The sequence below is a fragment of the Vibrio sp. Vb1026 genome, from assembly GCF_033338745.1.
In the GTDB taxonomy this organism is placed as follows: domain Bacteria; phylum Pseudomonadota; class Gammaproteobacteria; order Enterobacterales; family Vibrionaceae; genus Vibrio; species Vibrio alginolyticus.
Map to the genome: position 1 here is coordinate 511,966 of NZ_JAWOTH010000001.1, position 19,509 is coordinate 531,474.

The 19,509-nt window shown below is 44.5% G+C and carries 18 protein-coding genes; 4 read left to right on the forward strand and 14 right to left on the reverse strand.

The window, feature by feature from the left end; genetic code table 11:
* Nucleotides 1–64: 64 nt before the first annotated feature.
* A complete protein-coding gene (norR, locus tag R7E47_RS02370; protein ID WP_318083677.1) occupies nucleotides 65–1,597 on the reverse strand; it encodes a nitric oxide reductase transcriptional regulator NorR in 1,533 nt (510 codons plus the stop codon).
* Between the two features lie 190 nt (nucleotides 1,598–1,787).
* On the opposite strand from norR, the gene norV reads away from it, so the two are divergent.
* The 4 genes from norV (at nucleotide 1,788) to R7E47_RS02390 (ending at nucleotide 5,893) form a co-directional block, all read left to right on the forward strand.
* Complete coding sequence (gene norV, locus R7E47_RS02375; RefSeq protein ID WP_318083678.1) at nucleotides 1,788–3,290, forward strand: anaerobic nitric oxide reductase flavorubredoxin; 1,503 nt, start codon at nucleotides 1,788–1,790, stop codon at nucleotides 3,288–3,290.
* A gap of 10 nt (nucleotides 3,291–3,300) precedes the next feature.
* A complete protein-coding gene (gene norW / locus R7E47_RS02380; protein WP_005375228.1) occupies nucleotides 3,301–4,449 on the forward strand; it encodes an NADH:flavorubredoxin reductase NorW in 1,149 nt (382 codons plus the stop codon).
* Nucleotides 4,450–4,491: 42 nt separating this feature from the next.
* Nucleotides 4,492–4,830 (forward strand): DUF1971 domain-containing protein, encoded by a 339-nt coding sequence (locus R7E47_RS02385; protein WP_005375231.1) that lies wholly within the window; start codon nucleotides 4,492–4,494, stop codon nucleotides 4,828–4,830.
* 184 nt (nucleotides 4,831–5,014) lie between these two features.
* Nucleotides 5,015–5,893: an NAD(P)-dependent oxidoreductase gene (locus tag R7E47_RS02390; RefSeq protein WP_005375233.1), complete on the forward strand. Its 879-nt coding sequence runs from the start codon at nucleotides 5,015–5,017 to the stop codon at nucleotides 5,891–5,893.
* A gap of 195 nt (nucleotides 5,894–6,088) precedes the next feature.
* Here R7E47_RS02390 and R7E47_RS02395 read toward each other — a convergent pair whose 3' ends face one another.
* The 13 genes from R7E47_RS02395 to R7E47_RS02455 form a co-directional block, all read right to left on the reverse strand.
* Entirely contained in the window at nucleotides 6,089–7,528 is a 1,440-nt protein-coding gene (locus R7E47_RS02395; protein WP_033906756.1) for a catalase, read from the reverse strand.
* Nucleotides 7,529–7,819: 291 nt separating this feature from the next.
* Nucleotides 7,820–8,437, reverse strand: coding sequence for a glutathione S-transferase family protein (locus R7E47_RS02400; RefSeq protein ID WP_005375238.1), 618 nt, complete (start codon nucleotides 8,435–8,437; stop codon nucleotides 7,820–7,822).
* 14 nt (nucleotides 8,438–8,451) lie between these two features.
* Complete coding sequence (locus R7E47_RS02405; RefSeq protein ID WP_005375239.1) at nucleotides 8,452–9,486, reverse strand: NADP-dependent oxidoreductase; 1,035 nt, start codon at nucleotides 9,484–9,486, stop codon at nucleotides 8,452–8,454.
* A gap of 151 nt (nucleotides 9,487–9,637) precedes the next feature.
* Nucleotides 9,638–10,237, reverse strand: a complete 600-nt coding sequence (locus tag R7E47_RS02410; RefSeq protein ID WP_005375241.1) for a TetR/AcrR family transcriptional regulator — start codon at nucleotides 10,235–10,237, stop codon at nucleotides 9,638–9,640.
* A 50-nt stretch (nucleotides 10,238–10,287) separates the two neighbouring features.
* Nucleotides 10,288–10,608: a N(4)-acetylcytidine aminohydrolase gene (gene yqfB, locus R7E47_RS02415; protein WP_005375246.1), complete on the reverse strand. Its 321-nt coding sequence runs from the start codon at nucleotides 10,606–10,608 to the stop codon at nucleotides 10,288–10,290.
* Nucleotides 10,609–10,675: 67 nt separating this feature from the next.
* Nucleotides 10,676–11,071, reverse strand: a complete 396-nt coding sequence (locus R7E47_RS02420) for a VanZ family protein (RefSeq protein WP_005375248.1) — start codon at nucleotides 11,069–11,071, stop codon at nucleotides 10,676–10,678.
* A gap of 2 nt (nucleotides 11,072–11,073) precedes the next feature.
* On the reverse strand, nucleotides 11,074–12,381 hold the full coding sequence (locus R7E47_RS02425) for an oligosaccharide flippase family protein (RefSeq protein WP_005375249.1): 1,308 nt from the start codon (nucleotides 12,379–12,381) through the stop codon (nucleotides 11,074–11,076).
* Nucleotides 12,382–12,389: 8 nt separating this feature from the next.
* A complete protein-coding gene (locus tag R7E47_RS02430) occupies nucleotides 12,390–13,421 on the reverse strand; it encodes a glycosyltransferase family 4 protein (protein WP_318083679.1) in 1,032 nt (343 codons plus the stop codon).
* Complete coding sequence (locus R7E47_RS02435) at nucleotides 13,418–14,251, reverse strand: putative capsular polysaccharide synthesis family protein (protein ID WP_005375258.1); 834 nt, start codon at nucleotides 14,249–14,251, stop codon at nucleotides 13,418–13,420. Before R7E47_RS02435 ends, R7E47_RS02430 begins: the two co-directional genes overlap by 4 nt.
* Nucleotides 14,252–14,266: 15 nt before the next feature.
* A complete protein-coding gene (locus R7E47_RS02440; protein WP_318083680.1) occupies nucleotides 14,267–15,514 on the reverse strand; it encodes an O-antigen ligase family protein in 1,248 nt (415 codons plus the stop codon).
* Nucleotides 15,480–16,532 (reverse strand): glycosyltransferase, encoded by a 1,053-nt coding sequence (locus tag R7E47_RS02445; RefSeq protein WP_318083681.1) that lies wholly within the window; start codon nucleotides 16,530–16,532, stop codon nucleotides 15,480–15,482. Before R7E47_RS02445 ends, R7E47_RS02440 begins: the two co-directional genes overlap by 35 nt.
* A gap of 2 nt (nucleotides 16,533–16,534) precedes the next feature.
* Nucleotides 16,535–17,344: a putative capsular polysaccharide synthesis family protein gene (locus R7E47_RS02450; protein ID WP_318083682.1), complete on the reverse strand. Its 810-nt coding sequence runs from the start codon at nucleotides 17,342–17,344 to the stop codon at nucleotides 16,535–16,537.
* Entirely contained in the window at nucleotides 17,322–19,502 is a 2,181-nt protein-coding gene (locus R7E47_RS02455) for a polysaccharide biosynthesis tyrosine autokinase (protein ID WP_318083683.1), read from the reverse strand. Before R7E47_RS02455 ends, R7E47_RS02450 begins: the two co-directional genes overlap by 23 nt.
* Between the last annotated feature and the right edge of the window lie 7 nt (nucleotides 19,503–19,509).

The window sequence follows — 19,509 nt, forward strand, 5'->3', positions numbered from 1 at the left end:
GCGGTTGGGCATCAGGCACATTATTTGGCGATGAATATCCATATTAGGTGATATTCGTTAGTGTCTATTTTATCCCTAGGCGTTTTGCTAAGCGGTGCAAATTGCCGTTATCTATTTCAAGCTGGCGTGCGGTTGCTGCCCAGTTACCTTGGTTCTCTTCCAGAGCTCGAACAATCATCGCTTTTTGGAAGGCGTCTGTGGCTGGTTTTAATCCGCCTTCTGGTAGCTCAAGCTGACGTTTTTTTTCCGTTTCTTCAACGTTCTTGATGTTCTGATTCGGCGTTCGAATATCAAAATCTTGCTCAACTAGCTCAATGTCCATGGCGTGAGCGCGCGATTTTGCCAAAACACCGGCACGTTTAATGACATGTTCAAGCTCTCGTACGTTGCCTGGCCATGAATAGTCTTTGAGTGCTTGCACTAAAGTGGGGGACAAACGAATGCTGTTCAGTCCCAGTTTGCTTCTTAAGCGCTCGGCAAAAAAGCCTGCGAGTAACACCACATCGTCTTCACGTTCACGAAGAGGTGGAACATGAAGCGGGAAGACGCTTAGACGATGATATAAGTCGGCTCGAAAACGCCCAGAGGTTACTTCTTCATGCAATATACGGTTGGTGGCGGCGACGATGCGTGTATTGACTCGAATATGGCGGTCATCACCCACACGTTGAATGTCGCCGTATTGTAGGGCTCGAAGTAACTTGGCTTGCAGCTCTAACGACAGTTCGCCGACTTCATCCAAAAACAGTGTGCCGCCGTCGGCTTGTTCGAACTTACCCTTACGATTACTGATTGCGCCTGTGAATGCGCCTTTGATATGGCCGAACAACTCGCTTTCCGCGACTGATTCCGGCAGCGCCGCACAGTTGAGGTAAACCAAAGTATTGCTAGAGCGACTAGAGCGATGGTGAATAGCGCTCGCAACCAACTCTTTACCCACGCCCGTTTCTCCCATCACTAGCACAGACAATTCAGTATCGGCGACTGCATCAATCTGCTCTTGAAGATTCTTCATGCCCTGAGAGTTGCCAATGATTTCATTACTTAAAGTGCGTTTCTCGGCGTAAGAGTCGCGTGGCAGGCTCGCTTGTGTCTCTAGTTGTTCTAGTAGGAGTGCAGTGTGTAGGCCACCAGCTGCTAATGCGCTGACAAAACGTAGCTCTTGGTTGCGTAGTCCATCAAACTGGTTGGGGTCGAAGGCGTCAATCGTAATGGCACCAATCAGTTGATCGTCGATCAGCAGAGGTAAACCAATGCAGGAATGAACATGCAGTTTGTCATCGTGGTTTGGAATCAAGCCATCGTATGGATCAGGTAAGTCGCTGTCGGAGGGAAAGCGCACGATATCACCTGCTCGGGCAATGGCTTCTAATCTTGGGTGCTGCTCAATGGAGAAACGGCGTCCAAGCACTTCTTTCGCCAATCCATTGATTGCTAAAGGTTTAAAGTGCTGGTCTTCATACAAAAGAAGGGCAGAAGAGTCACACTTCAATACCTCCCGAATCGTGGTTAACAACGTCTCGAAGCGAGCCTGTTGAGTGAGCGCCGAGTTAAGGTCTTGCGTGATGTGTAGCCATTGCGCGATTAAAGAAGTCATAGCCAATACCGATTGTGTCAATATGACTATTGTAGTGTCTAAATGACAATTTTCAACTGTGTCTAAATGACAGCTATTAGAGTTGGGTTTTAATTAAGATATTGAAATATATAGCAATTAAAAGTTGGCACGCCCAGTGCAATACAAGAAGAAATTATTTTTGTTTATCCCGTCATTCAAGGTAGTAATTATGACAATTCACGTAAAAAACAACATCCACTGGGTAGGTCAACGCGATTGGGAAGTTCAAGACTTCCACGGTACAGAATACAAAATGACAAAAGGTACCAGCTACAACAGTTATCTAATTCGTGAAGAGAAAACCGTATTGATTGATACGGTCGATCATCGATTCAGTCAACAATTCATCCAAAATTTAGAGATGGAAATCGACCTTAAGTCTATCGACTTTATCGTGGTAAACCATGCAGAAGAAGATCACTCAGGCGCATTGTCGGCATTGATGGAGAAAATTCCGAACACGCCAATTTACTGTACAGAAGCGGCGATTGATTCAATTGTGGGTCATCATCACCATCCTGAGTGGAACTTCAAAACCGTAAAAACGGGCGACAGTATCGATATTGGTAACGGTAAGCAATTGGTGTTCGTGGAAGCGCCGATGCTGCATTGGCCAGACAGCATGATGACTTACCTAACTGGCGATGCAGTGTTATTCAGCAATGACGCATTTGGTCAGCACTACTGCGATGAACGCTTATTCAATGATGAAGTGGATCAAAATGAGTTGATGGAACAGTGTTTGCGTTACTACTCAAATATCCTAACGCCATTCAGCAACTTGGTAACCGCTAAAATCAAAGAAGTGCTGAGCTTTAATTTACCTGTCGACATGATCGCTACGTCACACGGTATTGTATGGCGCGATAATCCGGTTCAAATCATCGAGCAATACTTGGTATGGGCAGACAATTATAAAGAAGATCGCATTACGATTTTCTACGACTCTATGTCAAACAACACTCGAATGATGGCTGATGCCATTGCGCAAGGCATTCACGATGTCGACCCTGGCGTGGCGGTCAAAGTCTTTAATGTCTCTAAGCATGATAAGAATGAAATTCTCGCCAACGTATTCCGCTCAAAAGGCATCTTGGTTGGTTCTTCTACCATGAATAACGTCATGATGCCGAAGATCGCAGGCATGCTAGAAGAAATTACCGGTCTGCGCTTTAAGGCGAAGAAAGCCGCTGCGTTCGGTAGCTACGGTTGGAACGGTGGTGCGGTGGATCGTATCCATGCTCGATTGACTGACGCAGGCTTTGAAACCGCGGTGAGTTTGAAAACCAAATGGCGACCAGATGGTAAAGCGATGCGTGAATGTCGCGAACATGGTCAAAACATCGCGAAATTGTGGGCAAAGCATGACCTGACAAGTCCTGTTACTTCGCTGGCGATTGCTGCGTCTGCACCACAAGTTCAATCACAACCCGCTGCACAAGTAGCAACACAAGCGGCAGTAGATGCTGCTTCTAGCAACCCTAGTACTGAGGCGCATCCTGCAGGTTGTCAATGCATGGTTTGCACCGTTTGTAATTGGGTATACGACCCAACTAAAGGCGAGCCTAATCAAGGCGTTGAACCGGGCATGGCATGGTCTGAAGTGCCAGATTACTTCTTGTGCCCAGAATGCCACTTGGGTAAAGACGTCTTTGTCGAATACAACGGGTAAGGGGGAGAATATGCAAGCATCTATTGTGATTATTGGTAGCGGCTTTGCGGCTTACCAATTGGTGAAAACAGTGCGTCGAATGGACGCACATATTCCGCTGCAAGTGTTTACTGCTGATGATGGCGCGGAATACAACAAGCCCGATTTGAGTCATGTATTCAGTAACAAGCAAACCGCCCAAGATTTGGTAGTTAAAAGTGGTGAGGCGTTTGCACAGGAACACAACATCGAACTGTTCGCCCATACCATGATTGAGCATGTCGACGTGCAAGCTCAGCAAGTGTTAGTCAATGGTCAAGCCTACCCTTACTCAAAACTGGTGTTTGCGACAGGCGCGAAAGCCTTTGTGCCGCCAATATCTGGTGGTGCAGCACCTGAGGTGATAACGCTGAACTCGCTACAAGAATATCAATTAGCGGAAGAGCAAATTAGCCGCGCGGAACGAATTCTAGTAATGGGTGGTGGTTTGATCGGCGTCGAGATCGCCATGGATCTCGCAACCAGTGGTAAAGCGGTTACGGTGGTTGAGCCAAATCCCCGTTTGCTCGCTAACTTGATTCCTGAATTCGTCGCATTGCCGTTGGAGAACCAACTTAAGCAGCAAGGTATTCAACTTGCCTTGGAGACTGGAGTTGCTGCGATTAATCACTCAAATGATTCGCTGGTGGCAAGCTTGAGCCAAGGTAAAGCAATTGAAGCTGATGTAGTGATTTCAGCGGCGGGTTTACGTGCTAACACTTGGTTAGCGAAGGCTTGTGGGTTGAGTGTCAATAAAGGCATTGAGGTGAATGCCCGATTACAGACATCAGCAGCCAATGTGTTCGCATTAGGTGATTGTGCTGAAATCCAAGGTCGAATGATGCCTTATCTCCAACCGATCGTGCTAAGTGCCAATGCTTTGGGCAAACAGCTACTAGGGCAAGAAGCAGAGTTGAAACTACCGCCTATGATGGTAAAGGTCAAAACACCGAGTTATCCAATTCAATTGGCAGGCGATTTTAGTTCGGTGACGAATTGGAGCGTGCAGATTTCTCAAACTGGCATTGCCGCGAAAGCAGAGGATGAAAATAGCCGACTCATGGGCTTCGTCGTGACGGGAGAACAAGTTACGCAAGCATTTCCATTACTTCGAGAGTTGTCTCAAGCCGGTCAGGCTTAACCGATTTAAACGAAAAGAATTGTAATTAGAGAGGGTATCATTATGTCGCATCTACGAATTCCTAAAGACTGGACTGTTCAACGTTCAACGCCTTTCTTCACTAAAGACAATGTGCCACCAGCGCTACTGACTCATCACAATACCGCTGAGGGAGTGTTTGGACAGCTTTGCGTCATGGAAGGGCAAGTGACTTACTACGGCTTTGCTGATGAAAATGCCACAGAAGCAGAAGTAGTGGTGGTGATTAATGCAGGCCAGTTTGCTACAAGTCCACCGCAGTACTGGCACCGCATTGAGATGAGCGATGATGCTCAGTTCAACATCAATTTCTGGTCGAACAAGGACAAGAGTGGGCAAGCGATGTTCCATGCTAAGCAGTAGTAAACCTTTTTAAGTGCTTTGACTGTTATGCTAATCGTCAAGTAAAGGGGTGTAGAAGGCGCAATAAACGAACTGAAATACTGGATCATCGAGACCGTGGAAAGAGAAATCACGAGTAATGATTTCAATTCTTTAGTAGCATGTTACGAAACATTTCAGTCAGGTGAACTAAGGGAAGCGTGCAATGGAAAAACAACGAGTAGCATTTATTGGTCTGGGAGTGATGGGATACCCAATGGCTGGTTACCTAAGTAAAGCGGGCTTTGAAACCAAAGTATACAACCGCACAAAAGCGAAAGCCGACAAATGGGCTGAAGAATACCAAGGCGTAGCTTGTGAAACACCACGTGAAGCGGCAGAAGGCTGTGACATCGTTTTTACCTGCGTGGGTAATGATGATGACGTTCGTAGCGTTGTTTACGGTGAAGAAGGCATTCTGGTCGGTTTGAAAGCGGATGCAGTGTTAGTCGATCACACGACCACTTCTGCAGACCTAGCGGTTGAGCTGGCTGAAGCGTGTGCTAAGTATGGTAATCACTTCATTGATGCGCCAGTTTCTGGTGGTCAAGCAGGCGCAGAAAATGGTGTTCTAACCATCATGTGTGGTGGTGAACAAAGCATTTTTGACCGTGTGTCTCCAGCGATGGATGTGTACGCGAAGCAGATGACGCTACTGGGTGAAAACGGTCAGGGTCAACGCTGTAAGATGGTAAACCAAATCTGTATTGGTGGCGTTTTACAAGGGCTGAGTGAAGCTTTGTTGCTGGCACAAAAATCAGGCTTGGACATCGCTCAAGTTGTAGAAACGCTTAAGCATGGCGCTGCAGGTTCTTGGCAGATGGAAAACCGCGCAAATACGATGGCTGAAGACAAGTTCGATTTTGGCTTCGCTATTGATTGGATGCGCAAAGACTTAGGTTTCTGTCTGCAAGAAGCTGAGCGAGTGGGTCTAGAACTTCCACTGACTAAGAAAGTGGATGAGCAATACGCAGACCTTCAACGTGATGGTTTAGGTCGCATGGATACATCAGTACTGATCAAAGCGGTAGCTAAAAATCAGTAGTTGATGAATCAGTAATAGATAAACAGTTCTTTGGTATCAAAGAGCTTAAAGAAATCTAAGTTAATCATAATGAATCTCCTTGAGCATGGTTTGTGACTTGTGATTAAGGATTAGTGATTTGAAATCAGGAGGTGCTGTAGAGCACCTCCTTTTTTTCGTCTTTAAATCACACAGTGTAATGATTGCAGCGTTCGCTTACTTGTTTAAGCCTAGTGCAATTTCAAGACCTTTGCCGTACGCTTCGTCCGCTTGGTATGCGTGTTGAACGTGGCGCTGTTGGATGAACTCTGGTACACCGTCCATTGCGCGAGCTGTGTTATCGAGCAGAGTTTGACGTTGCTCTTCGCTCATCAGACGGAATAGGTCACCCGCTTGGCTGAAGTAGTCTTCGTCTACACGATGATCGTAGTGATCAGCGTTGCCATTGATGCGTAGAGGTGGCTCAGAGTAATCTGGTTGCTCTGCCCATTCTTGTTTGTAGTTTGGCTCGTAACCCAGTGTTGAACCAAAGTTGCCATCAACGCGCATTGCGCCATCGCGGTGGTAGCTGTGAACAGGGCAACGAGGTGCGTTCACTGGGATTTGATGGTGGTTCACACCTAGACGGTAACGCTGAGCATCGCCGTAAGCGAACAGACGACCTTGTAGCATTTTATCTGGAGAGAAGCCGATACCAGGTACTACTGCAGCTGGGTTGAACGCTGATTGCTCAACTTCTGCGTAGAAGTTTTCTGGGTTACGGTTCAGTTCGAACTCACCAACTGGGATCAGTGGGTAATCTTTTTGAGACCATACACGTGTTAGGTCGAATGGGTTGAAGTTGACTTCATCCGCTTCTAGCTCAGGCATGATCTGTACGTACATCTTCCATTTAGGGAAGTCTTGACGCTCAATCGCTTCGTAAAGGTCACGGTGATGGCTTTCGCGGTCTTTACCTACGATTGCTTCTGCTTCTTGGTCAGTTAGGTTTTTGATGCCTTGCTGAGTTTTGAAGTGGAATTTCACCCAGTAACGCTCGTTTTCTGCGTTGATGAAGCTGAATGTGTGGCTACCAAAACCATGCATATGACGGTAAGAAGCTGGGATACCACGGTCACTCATTACGATAGTCACTTGGTGGAATGCTTCTGGTAGTGATGTCCAGAAATCCCAGTTGTTGGTAGAGCTACGCATGTTAGTGCGAGGGTCGCGTTTTACTGCGTGGTTTAGGTCTGGGAATTTTAGTGGGTCACGTAGGAAGAATACTGGTGTGTTGTTACCAACCAAGTCCCAGTTACCTTCTTCAGTGTAGAATTTTAGTGCGAAACCACGGATGTCGCGTTCTGCGTCTGCTGCACCGCGCTCACCAGCTACAGTAGTGAAGCGAGCGAATAGTTCTGTTTTTTTGCCGATGTCAGAGAAGATCTTAGCGCGAGTGTATTTTGTGATGTCGTGCGTTACTGTGAACGTACCGTAAGCACCAGAACCTTTTGCGTGCATACGACGCTCTGGGATCACTTCGCGGTCAAAGTGTGCCAATTTTTCAAGGAACCAAACGTCTTGTAATAGTTGAGGGCCACGAGGACCTGCAGTCATAACGTTTTGGTTATGTGCGACAGGGCAACCTGCTGCTGTAGTCAATTTCTTGTTTGTCATTTTTTTTACCCCTCCAGGGCTCAATACCTTAGAAACTGTAGAGGAGGTTATTACGGAAAAGCTGGGGGAGAAAACTGATATTGCTTATCAATTCAATAGATGGTGACTATGGTCGAAACTATATTAGAATCAGAAATTTACTACATTAGCTTGATTGACATAACAATCGACGTTATCGAAAGCGATTGACTGGGGGGGAGCGCTATCCAGTTAGCGTGTCTGCGATGCTAGTAATATCGCCCCTTAAATGAAGTTTTACGTGTCATCAAAGGGGCGAAAGGGGGGAAGTAATTAAGAGTACTTCACTTCAAGTTGTTCAGCTTTTGCAAATGCTGGGTGTGTCGCGAGCTGTTTCCCATAACGTTCAATATTAGGGAAGTGATTAACTAAACCAAACTTTTGAACCAATTCGACAATGAAAGACATCATGATGTCTGCGCCAGTCAGACGCTCTTCTACTAGGTAAGTTTTGCCTTCTAAGGATTGCTCGAAGTAGCCTAGTACATTCATTGCTTCCTTGTCGGCATAGCCTGATAAAAACTGAGTTTCATTTGGCTCTTTGCTTACGAAGATTTTTAGCAACATAGGTAAAATTGCAGAGCTTTCTGCAAAGTGCATCCATTGCAAATATTCTGTGTGTGCTTTTGTACCACGCTCAGGAGCAAAGGCTCCGTCACTGTATTTCTCAATCAAATATTCGGTCATTGCACCCGACTCAATGATAATCTCGCCGTTATCTTCAAGAACAGGTGACTTTCCTAATGGGTGAACACTTTTTAGTTCTGGCGGTGCCATGAAGGTCACGGAATCACGGACATAGGGTACAATCTCGTAATTTACATCTAACTCTTCAAGTAACCAAATGATGCGCTTTGAGCGAGACTGATTGAGGTGGTGAAGTTTAATCATTTACATATCCCTTTTTATAATGGATCGTTAATCTGTACTACAAGTTTGCCGAAATTCTTACCTTCCAACAGACCGATGAATGCTTCTGGCGCATTATCCAGTCCTTGTACTAGATGTTCGCGGTATTGGATCTTTCCTTCTGCCAACCATTGATTAATATCTTGCGCAAATTCACCGTAACGATGTCCGTAATCATCAAAAATGATGAAGCCTTGCACCTTGATTCGTTTGGTCAGGAGCTTACCCATTAGTAATGGAAGGTGGTCGGTACCTTCAGGCAGCTCTGTCGCGTTGTACTGAGAAATCAAACCACAAAGGGGGATACGCGCGTTTGTATTCAGAAGTGGCATTACAGCCTCGAATACTTTGCCACCTACGTTTTCGAAGTAAACATCGATACCTTTGTCACAGGCATTTTTCAGTTGTTCTGCAAAGTCTTCAGCTTTGTGATCAATACACTCATCGAAACCAAGCACCTCTTTAGCGTAACGGCATTTTTCTTCTCCGCCTGCTATACCAACAACTCGGCAACCTTTGATTTTACCAATTTGACCAACTGTTGCGCCTACAGGCCCCGTAGCAGCTGCTACCACGATGGTTTCCCCTGGTTTTGGCTGACCAATGTCGAGTAAACCCATGTACGCGGTAAATCCTGGCATACCTGCAACGCCTAGCGCGTAAGAAGGATTTTGCGGTTCTTTACCAAGTTTAATGACCATCTCACCAGTTGAGATAGCGTAGTCTTGCCAGCCAACGGTGTAGGCAAGAACCCATTCACCCGCTTCGTAATCTGGGTGGTTTGATGTTTCTACCTGACAAACTGTACCACCGACCATTACGTCATCAATTGCAACAGGGTCAGCGTATGATTCGGCATCACTCATGCGACCACGCATGTATGGATCTAGAGATAAATAAACCGTTCTCAATAGCATTTCACCCTCTTTCGGAGTCGGTTTCGTTACCTCTTCTAAACGAAAGTTTTCTTGTGTCGGTGCACCATGGGGACGTGACGCGAGTACGATTCTGCGATTTGTTGCGTTAGTCATATCTATCTCACTTGTTGATTAGACCGGTCGTCTAGTATTTATTTCAAAATATCCCGCTTATTTAAAGCGGGAAGGTTTACTGTGTTAACACTGACGCTTTTTCTGACAGTGAAACGTGTGTAGGGTGTTCATTCTGCTTCCACGCCGCCCGTTATGGGCAAGTGCGCGTATTCTGCAGTAAGTGTTGAGTATAGGTCAGACTTTGCGTCAATGCTGCCTGATCTTGATAAAGTTTGTTCAGCAAGCTAGCGCCATTCCAAAGGTAGTATATCTGCCTTGCTAATAACGCACCGTCACCATTGGGGATTGAGCCATCTTGAATGCCGATGTCAATGCAATCCGCTATCGCTTGAATGGTTTTGTCTGCTCCTTGGCGTAATGCCAAGCGCATTGACTCTGAGAGATCGGAGACTTCTGCACTTAACTTAACCAATAAACATTTGTTCGCATTACACACGTCGTCTTCTACTTTGACCATTTCTTCGAAATAGCTCATTAGGCGTTGGTAGCCACTCAGTTCAGTATTGGTAAAGCGTGCGTTTAAACGCTCAAAATACTTAGTAAAGTAGTCTTGAATCATCGCTTCACCAAATTGTTCTTTGGATTTGAAGTAATGATAAAACGAGCCTTTTGGCACTGCGGCCTTTTTTAATAGCTCTGAAAGACCAACACTCGTGAACCCTCGGTTTACGATCAACTCGTATCCGACGTCGAGAATATGTTGGCGTGTGTCATTCGTCTTTGCGTTCATGAAGTGTACTATAGAATGAATTAGACCAGTCGTCTAGCCTTTGTTGTGGGTTATTTAATCAGCTCATACTCAATAACAAATAGCGTGTCGGTATTTGGGTAGATTTCTCGAATTAACTGCTTGAGTTTTGGTAGTTCGATGGATTCTTGTTCTGCATGAAACTCATTAATATCTTCAAAGTGAAGTGGTTCTACAGAACGTATCTTGATATCGCAGACTTTACGATCCGTTTCTAAGGTAAAAACTTCGACTTCTGTATTGGGAACGTAATGGCTTTCTGATTCATCTCGAATCGTTATCGTCTTTTTGCCTGACGTGATCAACGGGGTTAAGAATTCAAAAAAAGTAATCTTGGTTGGATGAGATGGCATGATGTACTCGTTAGTCTGGTTGTTTGGCGTAATTATATACCCAAATCCCCCAGAGATTCCTGTATTACTAGAACGATCGAGTGCGGATGAAGCGAATTAACTTGGCACTAAAGTAACCTGAGATTACGCCTATCCAGTTGGTGCTGAGATCATCAAAACTAAATGATCGATTTGGAATAAAAAGTTGGCTCATTTCTTCCATTGAAACGATAGCCAACAGCAGTAGCAAAAGACGAATCCCAAAAACGTCGGTTTTATTCGAGCTCACCAGAGAAGGGAACGTGAAGACCGATAAAAAGCCGATCAATAAACTGAAAGTAAAGTGAAGCGTACTCGATCCGCCTAAGTAGGTTTCCATTTGCAGGTAAGCAGTATGGTGTAGGTCAGAGCTTTTCCACAAAGAGAGTGAAGCGGTTAGCATCAGGACTAAAACAAAACTCGTGCGTGCCAGTATTAAAGCCATAATTAACCTATTGGAAAGAAGCCTAAGTAACGTTTTACAAAGTACAGTGCAGCTAAATTCTGGATAGCCATGCCAATTGCCATTGCCCACGCTGCACCAATCACCCCAAACATTTGGCAAAGCGTAACAAGTAGGCAGATGGACACCGTACCGGAGGAAATTGTAATGTATTTCATGGTTCTCTCATGACCACTCATTAATAATAAAAAACCTACCGAACCAGTTGCCACATTGACTAACTGCCCCAGAGAAAGGACGACTAATAGTGGTGCCGCAGCGAGAAACTCCTCACCAAAAAACTGCATTACAAACTCGGGGAAGAGGGTACAAATAATTACGGGTACAATCGCTAAACCAACATTGGCTCGGCACGCCAAGCGGCTCAGATTCTGCAGTTTGAGCATTTGACGCTCTTTGTAGATAGATGCAAACATCGGGGCGACCACAAAGTTAATGGTAATCAGCACAAAGCCAATCAGTAGTGATGTGCGTTGGGCTGCGGCTAACAAACCGATTTCCGCTGTTGAGATAAAAAAGCCCGCAATAACAAGGCTTCCCCATTGAAGAACATTCGTGAAGATACTGCCAACCCAGACTTGCTTGGCAGAAGCGACCATTTTTTTGTTTGGTACGAAAGCCGATGTTTGATATTGATCTGAGCCAAGCCAATTGGCACTAGATATGACCGCGACACCTATGCTCGCTAAAAGCAGTGCGGTCATTAGATTGTTGATATTTTGCTGACCGATATAGTCTAGGGCAAAGACAAAAATGACCATCAACATGCTTACCCCAAGCTGCAACGCAAACAGAGATGATACAACTTTTCTACATGCTTGAAGCACCCGACTGTTGGTTTGCGCAAGCACCAAGAAAGGTATGCAAAGCAAGCATAAAGTAATCGCATACATTGGTGATTGAGTCTGGTTTAGCTGTTCTGGAAACAGATTAAACCCTGCTAACAAAACGCCTATGGCGAGCAAGCAAAATGCCATACTTCGATAAAGTGCGGTTTTATAGTTTTGGCTTTGTTCAAGCTTCTCTTTGTTATTAAAAGCGATCGCATTGTAACGAACTAACGAGACATCAAAACCTAGCTGAGAAACGATGGTGAGTAGCGAGACTAGGTTGAATAAAAAGAAGAATTGACCGGCCGTCGAAGCGTCACTGGTCTTCGATACAATCAGAGTCAGTAAAAAAGCAAATAGCGCACTCAACACACGCGTGATTGCGGTTTTTAATCCAGTAGATAACAAGCTTTTTTTACCGCTGGGCATCAACAGTAATTTTTGTTGAACAGTGTGAAACATAGGAGCATTTAACCGTATAGTTTATTGAGTGCTAGGCGCTGTTTTTCTTCACTGAAGGCATTGTTTAATTCTGCTGTATATTGGCGAAAATCGATCTCTTCATAATGATTGACACAATGCGCGATCTGCTTGGCCATTTCTTCAGGTGTGAGCGCTAAAAACGGGTAGTTGAGATCTTTGGTTGCGCCGATGGTCCGAATAACCATAGGAAGATGTAACTTGGATGCTTCTAGAATGGTTAACGGCATCCCTTCCCATGCTGCAGTGTGTAGATAAAGGTCTGAACCTTTGAGCTTTTCAACTACCTCATCGCGAGGCAGCATACCCGTTACATCCACATTTTCAGTACGTAATTTCTGTTCGAGTACTTGGTCACCGCCACCTATCCATGTGATCTCTATCGGGCGGTTAAGCGCATACCGATTAAGGAACTGCAATGTGCTGATAAGAAACTGAGGATCTTTTTGGGGCGCGACACGACCAAGTACAATGAGCTTCAGCGCTTCTTGCTTGTCTCGCTCTATACGATCTTCACTTTGATAAGACACGTAGTTGTTGAGCAGTTCGGCACGTTTCGCACCAATGCTAATGGCTAGGTCACACTCTCGTTGGCTACAGCCTGCAACCACATCAATTTTGCTCAGTTTTACTTTCTCTAGTGCTTTATAGATCTGGCGTGCAAGCTCTGAGATATCTTCACGTTCGAAGGCATAACAGTGCGGTGTGTAAACCAAGCGTGCCTTGCCAAGCTTTAGAAATCGGCCGAGAAATCCTGCTTTACTCGAGTGCAAATGCACGACGTCGGGACCAAGTGATGCAATCATGTGGTTTGCATCGCGAATAAATTGAAGCAAGCCGCCTTCTACCCACTTTGTCTGTACGAAAATGTGGTGGTTGTTCTCATTGGTCAAGTCGTTTTCTCGGGCTCTGGCTAGCAAGAAATGCTGATAAGGCTCGTCTCTGGATGAGTGAACATAACTATAGAGAGCAGTTTGAACGCCACCTCCAAATGCTTCTGTAACATGGAGCACTTTCTTCATGATGATTTTGTCCCTGGTGTTTGCATCCATTTGTGTTTAAAAGCATCACGCTCTTGCTCTGAATAAACGTGGCGATACAAGGGAAGATCGTACATATAGAACAGTTTTGAGAAGTCGTAGTGATTCTTAAAGTGTTGGTGGATATTGGAGTACCACTTGTTTTTCGCTTCGTTGCTGTTTTTCAGCACGAAGTCTTGCAACTCAAGAAACTCACCGATTTCTTTATCAAGAGAACTGAGCTGTTCGCATTTGATTAGCATGACGTTGGCCTGATCGTTCTGGAATGTGAAGAAAGGTTGAGTGTTGTCCAGCTCTTGGCGCATCACATCGATATTGAAATTACGCTTTAACTCGTTGTCGAACCAGTCCGCAAAATAGTTGAGATTGATATAGTTATCAAAACAATGCTCGAGGTGCTGATACGTGACTTCCATATCTCGGTGAATTGCATCGTTCTTTTTGCCTTCGATAAATTGCAAATGGAGATCTTGAAAGAAGCGAGAAAAGACAGTTGCGATTGGATCGCGGACCAGCGTAACGATTTTAATCTGTTCTCGTTTTTGTAAGATACGTTTTCGCTGCTTGAGCACTAAGCGATAGAGTGCGCGGTTTCGGAAGTCGAAGAATTTACTCACGTCTTTTTTATTGTGATACATGTGAAATTCTTCGTGATCATCAAAGGTGTGGATGTGATAGCTCGGGATATTTTTCTCCCCTAGCGTGTGCTCAATTGATGAGGAGCCAACTTTGCCCATTTGGTAAACTAAAACAAAATTATCAGCTTGGAGTTCTCGGTTCTTTTCAAATTGTCGAGAGATTGAATACTTCATCTATCCTATCCTTGATTATTCATATTCGTGGTGATGGTTTACCGGAAAAGTATGAGCAATGGCCCGTGAGTCGTTGCTCATGCTGATCATGACGGGTAACAAGAGTATTAAAATTATGGTGGTGTTTACCGCAACGAAAAACACCATGATGAGGGCGTATATCGCAAGTAATAGGCTTTTTCTGTTTTCATTAAGGCTGCGGAAGCAAAAGCGAATAAAAAGAAAATAACCACCAAACAGCAGACCGATACCAAGCAATCCGTATTCAATTGCGGTATCTAACACAAAGTTGTGTGTGTAGATCGCCAGCTCATCATAGTTAAAGTAACTGATCATAAAGTTGGGTAACATTTTCGCGCCGACACCTAACACCGGGTGTTGAAGTAAAATATCTAGCCCATTGGCAAGTAAAAGTTTTCTATGAAGATTCGATACCCAGCGGGCTTCACTTTGGTTGGCAAATAAGACGTCTTCTTGGGTTATTTCCAATGTGTCTGCTAGCGTTTCAAACCCAACGTAGAGTGTGGTTGTGACGGCAGTAAACACAATGAAGCTCAAAGCGAATAAAATTGTCCACGTGTACGTTTCGCTGAGCGATTTTCTCATTAAGTTTTTTACGAGCAGTTGGTCAAAGAAGAAAAGCAGACAAAAACCAAGTAGCGCTTTTCTTTCTTGTGACAACACCAGTAATACTAAAGCTACGAGCATCAAAAGGTGGAAAGCGCGAATTTTATCTCGATAAAGGTACAGTAGCGAGCACAGTACACCGAACCCGTATTTACTTACCCCGAGTAACTTAAACCCGCTTTGATAGCCCTGAGCAAAGTGCCATAAGGCAACGAGCGTACAGATGAAAAACAACAGATACGTGAAATAAACCATTACCCGTTCGTCATCAAACACGCCATAGGCGTACATTAGGCTCAGTAGGCACAAAATCGCTAACCATTGCACAGTTTCTATAACTAGCGGCATTAAAGGGACGCGATTTAGCAGACCATTTATGAACACATACCCAGTGAACAATATGAGGAACCCCATACAGGGATGCATGAGTTTTTCAGCTTTTCCTTCCAATACCAATAATGCAGTAAAACCAATGGACAAAAGGCTTGCGATGTCAGATGGGGCTAGCGCTATTCCTCCAGCACGAAACTTCATAGGAATAAAGAACAATGCTAATAGGCATGCTGCAAGCAATGAGGCGCGATGGCTCGATGGCACGGAACTATTTGTTGGCGCAAAGCTGCTGGTAGATTCCATAGTAACCTTCACGAAATTTATCGATGGTGTAGAGAGAGGCCCTATTGACTGAGTATTGACTTGCAGCGTCATACCGCTCAACACTTTCACACAGCTGGAGAACTTTTTGGCTCAGTTCAGTGGCGTTACCAACTTGAAATAAATATTCGGCACGTCCGGTGACGTCATCCAAACCAGGTACGTCCGATGATAATACGGGTAAGCCTGCTGCCATGGCCTCAACCGCCGCCAAGCCAAAGCCTTCGACGTGCGACGATTGCACGTAAATATCCATGTCGTTCAAAAAGGCTGGAACGTCAGAAACTACGCCATGAAAGTGAACACGTTGCGCGACGTTGATTTTTGTTGCCAATTCTTGCAGTGACGATTTTTTTTCTCCATCTCCCGCAAGGTGGAGTTCGTATCGTCTTGGTAAATGGATAAGTGCTTGGATAAGCGTTTCATGATCTTTATGTTGGTGAAGTCGGCCCACCATTCCAATCTTGATAACTGGTTTGTCGATTAGGTGGCTGGCGCATCTTGGCGTCATAGAAAACCTTTTTAAATCAACGCCATTGTGCACCACGTGATATTTGTGTTGGTAGCGAGGCATGAACTTCACCAGTTCATCTTGTACTTTTTCACTAATACTGACTGTCAAGTCGTGGCCCCAATATAAGACGTATTCCATGAACTTAAACAGCGGATAGTCACGTCGACGGTTATAAGAACAGTGCTCAGTCTGGATTCGTTTTTTACCTACCGCCAATAGCGCTAGGTAAATGGAAGGGTAGAGGTGCCCGTGAACGACATCCGGCCAACGCAGCAAAGAGAATTTCTCACTCAATGACAAAGTGCGCCAGTTAAAACACTCTATCCCTTGGGCGGATAGCATTGGTAAGTAATCATTTTCATCACACAAGACCAAAATTTTGATTTCGAATTCAGGCTTATGTTCTAAAACAAGGTCGACTAAGAACTTCTGAGCACCGCCGTTCTGAGAAAGATCATTAATAATATGTAGAATCTTGGTTTTCATGATTAATTGGTCAGATATTGCTGTTTAAGGTCGGTGATTTCTGCATTTGAGAAAAAGTGCTTCGTCAATTTAGAATTCAGCATTTCTTCAACGTACTCGGGTGTAGGTTGAAATTGCGTTTTGAATTCTTTCATTAGTGGCGAGTACCATTTGTTGTCTGATTGATTTTCATAAACAACATCCACGGGGTAACCTAAAAAGTCTTCAACTGCGGAGTTAGCCTTCGTTAGCTTGTCACTTCGAATGACCAACAGTGAGAAGTTATTGTTATGGTATGTTTGATAGCCTACTTCGTGATTAAAAGACTCGTTAAACACATCAATCCCTGTTAGTTGTTTGATCTCGTTGTCAAACCACTGCAGCGCATATTGATGATTCATGTGCTTATCAAATGCTTCTTGGAGTAATTGCGGTCGTTCGGTACGTATTGCGCTGTCATCCTTTAGATATTTGTCCGCCATCCAAAAAGGAAGTGCTTGAAAGAACATTGAGACATTTCGTCCGATCGGTTCACGCACCAGCGAGATAATTCGAACTTTTTTCTTGCGCTTTAACATTTGGCTCATCGTTATACGCTTTAGTCGTCGCTTTAACGCATTGATCTGAGGCTTATGCAATTGCGCTCTAACGGGGGATATTTGTTTTTGCGCATCGACGGTCATAAGGTCGTGCAAGTGAATCGAGTCAGGAATGGAATGCTCTAATGCACTCGAACCTACTTTGCCCATTTGATAGATCAATACCGGCTGTTCTTGGCTTTTCAACGTTTGGTACCAAGATAGGTTTACGTTAGTAGGCGTATTTCTGGACATAAAGCGTCTCTCCTTCCTTGGCCTTGGCTTGTGTGATTAAGACGCCAAGAGATGGAACTGAGTGTTGTATTTGTTTAGATAACGCAAGGTTAACCAGTGATGATTTTGTTGATTCTGAGCGAATGACGGTGATCAGACCATTGGCATACTGACCAAGAATAAGTGCGTCACTCACTGACAGTAGGGGTGGTGTATCGATAATGATCCGGTCATACTTATTTTGAAAATGTTCGAGCAACTTTTTAAAGCGATCAGAAGCCAGTAATTCCTGTGGGTTTGGCGGAATTAGGCCGGCCGGTAATACATCTAAGTTGGCTTCTTTTATATGTGTAACACAATCTTTGATTGGCGTATCCATCGTCAGGATATGCGTTAAGCCAGGGCTTGATTCAGCAATACCGAATCGCTTTGCGATGGAAGGTCGACGTAAATCGCAGTCGATGATCAACACCTTTTCCATTTTTGAAAACGACACCGCCATATTGATACTGGTCGATGTTTTTCCTTCTTCTGGAATAGCAGAGGTAAAGGGCAATATCTTTTGCTTCGTGTTGGTTAATCTGAGCAGAAGCGAGGTTCTGACGGAGCGGCAAGCTTCACTAAATAGCTTTTCTTCATCATCTAAATACGCGGTATAACTGACGCCGTTTTTACGCAAATTGCGTTTTTTGACCATAGGAATCACACCTAAACACGTAACACCAAGTTTTTCCTGCACATCGGCTGTGCTTCGGATAACTTCTCGCATCGTTTCTAAGATGATGACTAGAGCGCAAGCAATGGCAAAGCCAAAAAAGGTGGCAATTAGTACCAGTTTGATTCGTTGTGGTGCCACCGGGAATAGAGGAATGATGGCTTTATCAGTAAAGCGAGCAGTGACATTCTTGTAGTCGCTGGTGGCGTTGGTCTCTTTCTCACGATTTAAGAACGCTTCATAGAGTGCCTTATTAGATTCAACCTCGCGTTTTAACTGTTCGTAACGCGCTTTTTGTGACCCTAACGATTGGAAGTCTGACTTTTTGTTATCGAGTTCTGCTCGAAGCATGTCCTCTTGCGCTTTTGCAGCAAGAAGGTCTTGTTGCTTACTGAAGGAAATGTCACGGATGAGTTGCTGGGTTCTTGATTGAATTTCAGCAAGCTGTGCTTTCGCCTGAATCATTCGATCATGTTTAGGTCCGTAGCGCTGTGCCAGTTCAGAGAGACTTTTGGCTGCCTGTGCTTCCGACAATTTTAGATCGCGGATTTGCGCTTGATTAGCGAATTCATCAATTGACAACAAGCTGTCTAAACTTTGCGAAGATTTACGTCGTAACAGTTGGATTAACGTCTGCGCTTCAATACGCTTATTAACAGCGATATTCAGCTTGCGAGTGAGTTCTTCTAGCTCATTTGCGTAAATTTCATCAATACCGTTTATATCGATCAACCCTTCTTTTAACAAGAATTCTTGCAGCGCTTGCTCCGAGTTACGTAATCGCTCCTCCAATTTTTGAGAGTTATTTGTCAACCAAGTAGCCGCATTTTGTGTAACGACCAATTTGGCTTCAAAATTTGCGTCAATATAGGCTTGGCCGACCGCGTTGGCGATTGTCGTAGCAAGCTTAGGATCGGTAGAACGAAAGCGAATTCTGACTAATTGGGTGTTACGTACTGGCTCAATATCGAGTTTACTTCTGAAAGCTTGAAGTGCCTGATAATAGGACTCTGAAAACTGCGCGGTTTCTTTTGGGCTTGGTGCCACATTCAGTAGGTCTTGAACAAAAGGAATCGACTTTATTTGGTCGATTTTTTTATTTAACCCCCCTGAGCTTGTGAATTCAGGTAATTGGGTAAGGTTCAGCTCTCTAATGACCTTATCTGCAATATGATTCGATTTTAAAATGGCGATTTGCGTTTGAAAGTACTCTTTTTTTGTCGTGTCGACGCCATATACTTCCTCGATTGAAAGGGCGCTTTTTTGCTCCTCTTGGATGAGTAGCGTAGCTGTAGCTTGGTATATCGATGCTTTGGAGTAGATATACCAAGTACAAGTTAATGAGAACAGAAGCGTGAATGCTGCGATGCTTAGCCAATTCTTTTTAATCGCTTTGAAGTGATGGCCAAAACGAATCAGTTCTACTTTGTTCATCTGGAGATTATTTGGATGAGTCCCGTTCATTTGATTC

What these genes read in the sequence shown, in the direction of transcription:
- R7E47_RS02430 (WP_318083679.1), bottom strand. Translation starts at nt 13,421, where the DNA reads ATGAAGAAAGTGCTCCATGTTACAGAAGCATTTGGAGGTGGCGTTCAA.
- R7E47_RS02410 (WP_005375241.1), bottom strand. Translation starts at nt 10,237, where the DNA reads ATGAACGCAAAGACGAATGACACACGCCAACATATTCTCGACGTCGGA.
- R7E47_RS02385 (WP_005375231.1), top strand. Translation starts at nt 4,492, where the DNA reads ATGTCGCATCTACGAATTCCTAAAGACTGGACTGTTCAACGTTCAACG.
- R7E47_RS02390 (WP_005375233.1), top strand. Translation starts at nt 5,015, where the DNA reads ATGGAAAAACAACGAGTAGCATTTATTGGTCTGGGAGTGATGGGATAC.
- norW (WP_005375228.1), top strand. Translation starts at nt 3,301, where the DNA reads ATGCAAGCATCTATTGTGATTATTGGTAGCGGCTTTGCGGCTTACCAA.
- R7E47_RS02455 (WP_318083683.1), bottom strand. Translation starts at nt 19,502, where the DNA reads ATGAACGGGACTCATCCAAATAATCTCCAGATGAACAAAGTAGAACTG.
- R7E47_RS02400 (WP_005375238.1), bottom strand. Translation starts at nt 8,437, where the DNA reads ATGATTAAACTTCACCACCTCAATCAGTCTCGCTCAAAGCGCATCATT.
- R7E47_RS02425 (WP_005375249.1), bottom strand. Translation starts at nt 12,381, where the DNA reads ATGTTTCACACTGTTCAACAAAAATTACTGTTGATGCCCAGCGGTAAA.
- norR (WP_318083677.1), bottom strand. Translation starts at nt 1,597, where the DNA reads ATGACTTCTTTAATCGCGCAATGGCTACACATCACGCAAGACCTTAAC.
- R7E47_RS02435 (WP_005375258.1), bottom strand. Translation starts at nt 14,251, where the DNA reads ATGAAGTATTCAATCTCTCGACAATTTGAAAAGAACCGAGAACTCCAA.
- R7E47_RS02420 (WP_005375248.1), bottom strand. Translation starts at nt 11,071, where the DNA reads ATGGCTTTAATACTGGCACGCACGAGTTTTGTTTTAGTCCTGATGCTA.
- norV (WP_318083678.1), top strand. Translation starts at nt 1,788, where the DNA reads ATGACAATTCACGTAAAAAACAACATCCACTGGGTAGGTCAACGCGAT.
- R7E47_RS02440 (WP_318083680.1), bottom strand. Translation starts at nt 15,514, where the DNA reads ATGGAATCTACCAGCAGCTTTGCGCCAACAAATAGTTCCGTGCCATCG.
- R7E47_RS02445 (WP_318083681.1), bottom strand. Translation starts at nt 16,532, where the DNA reads ATGAAAACCAAGATTCTACATATTATTAATGATCTTTCTCAGAACGGC.
- R7E47_RS02450 (WP_318083682.1), bottom strand. Translation starts at nt 17,344, where the DNA reads ATGTCCAGAAATACGCCTACTAACGTAAACCTATCTTGGTACCAAACG.
- R7E47_RS02405 (WP_005375239.1), bottom strand. Translation starts at nt 9,486, where the DNA reads ATGACTAACGCAACAAATCGCAGAATCGTACTCGCGTCACGTCCCCAT.
- R7E47_RS02395 (WP_033906756.1), bottom strand. Translation starts at nt 7,528, where the DNA reads ATGACAAACAAGAAATTGACTACAGCAGCAGGTTGCCCTGTCGCACAT.
- yqfB (WP_005375246.1), bottom strand. Translation starts at nt 10,608, where the DNA reads ATGCCATCTCATCCAACCAAGATTACTTTTTTTGAATTCTTAACCCCG.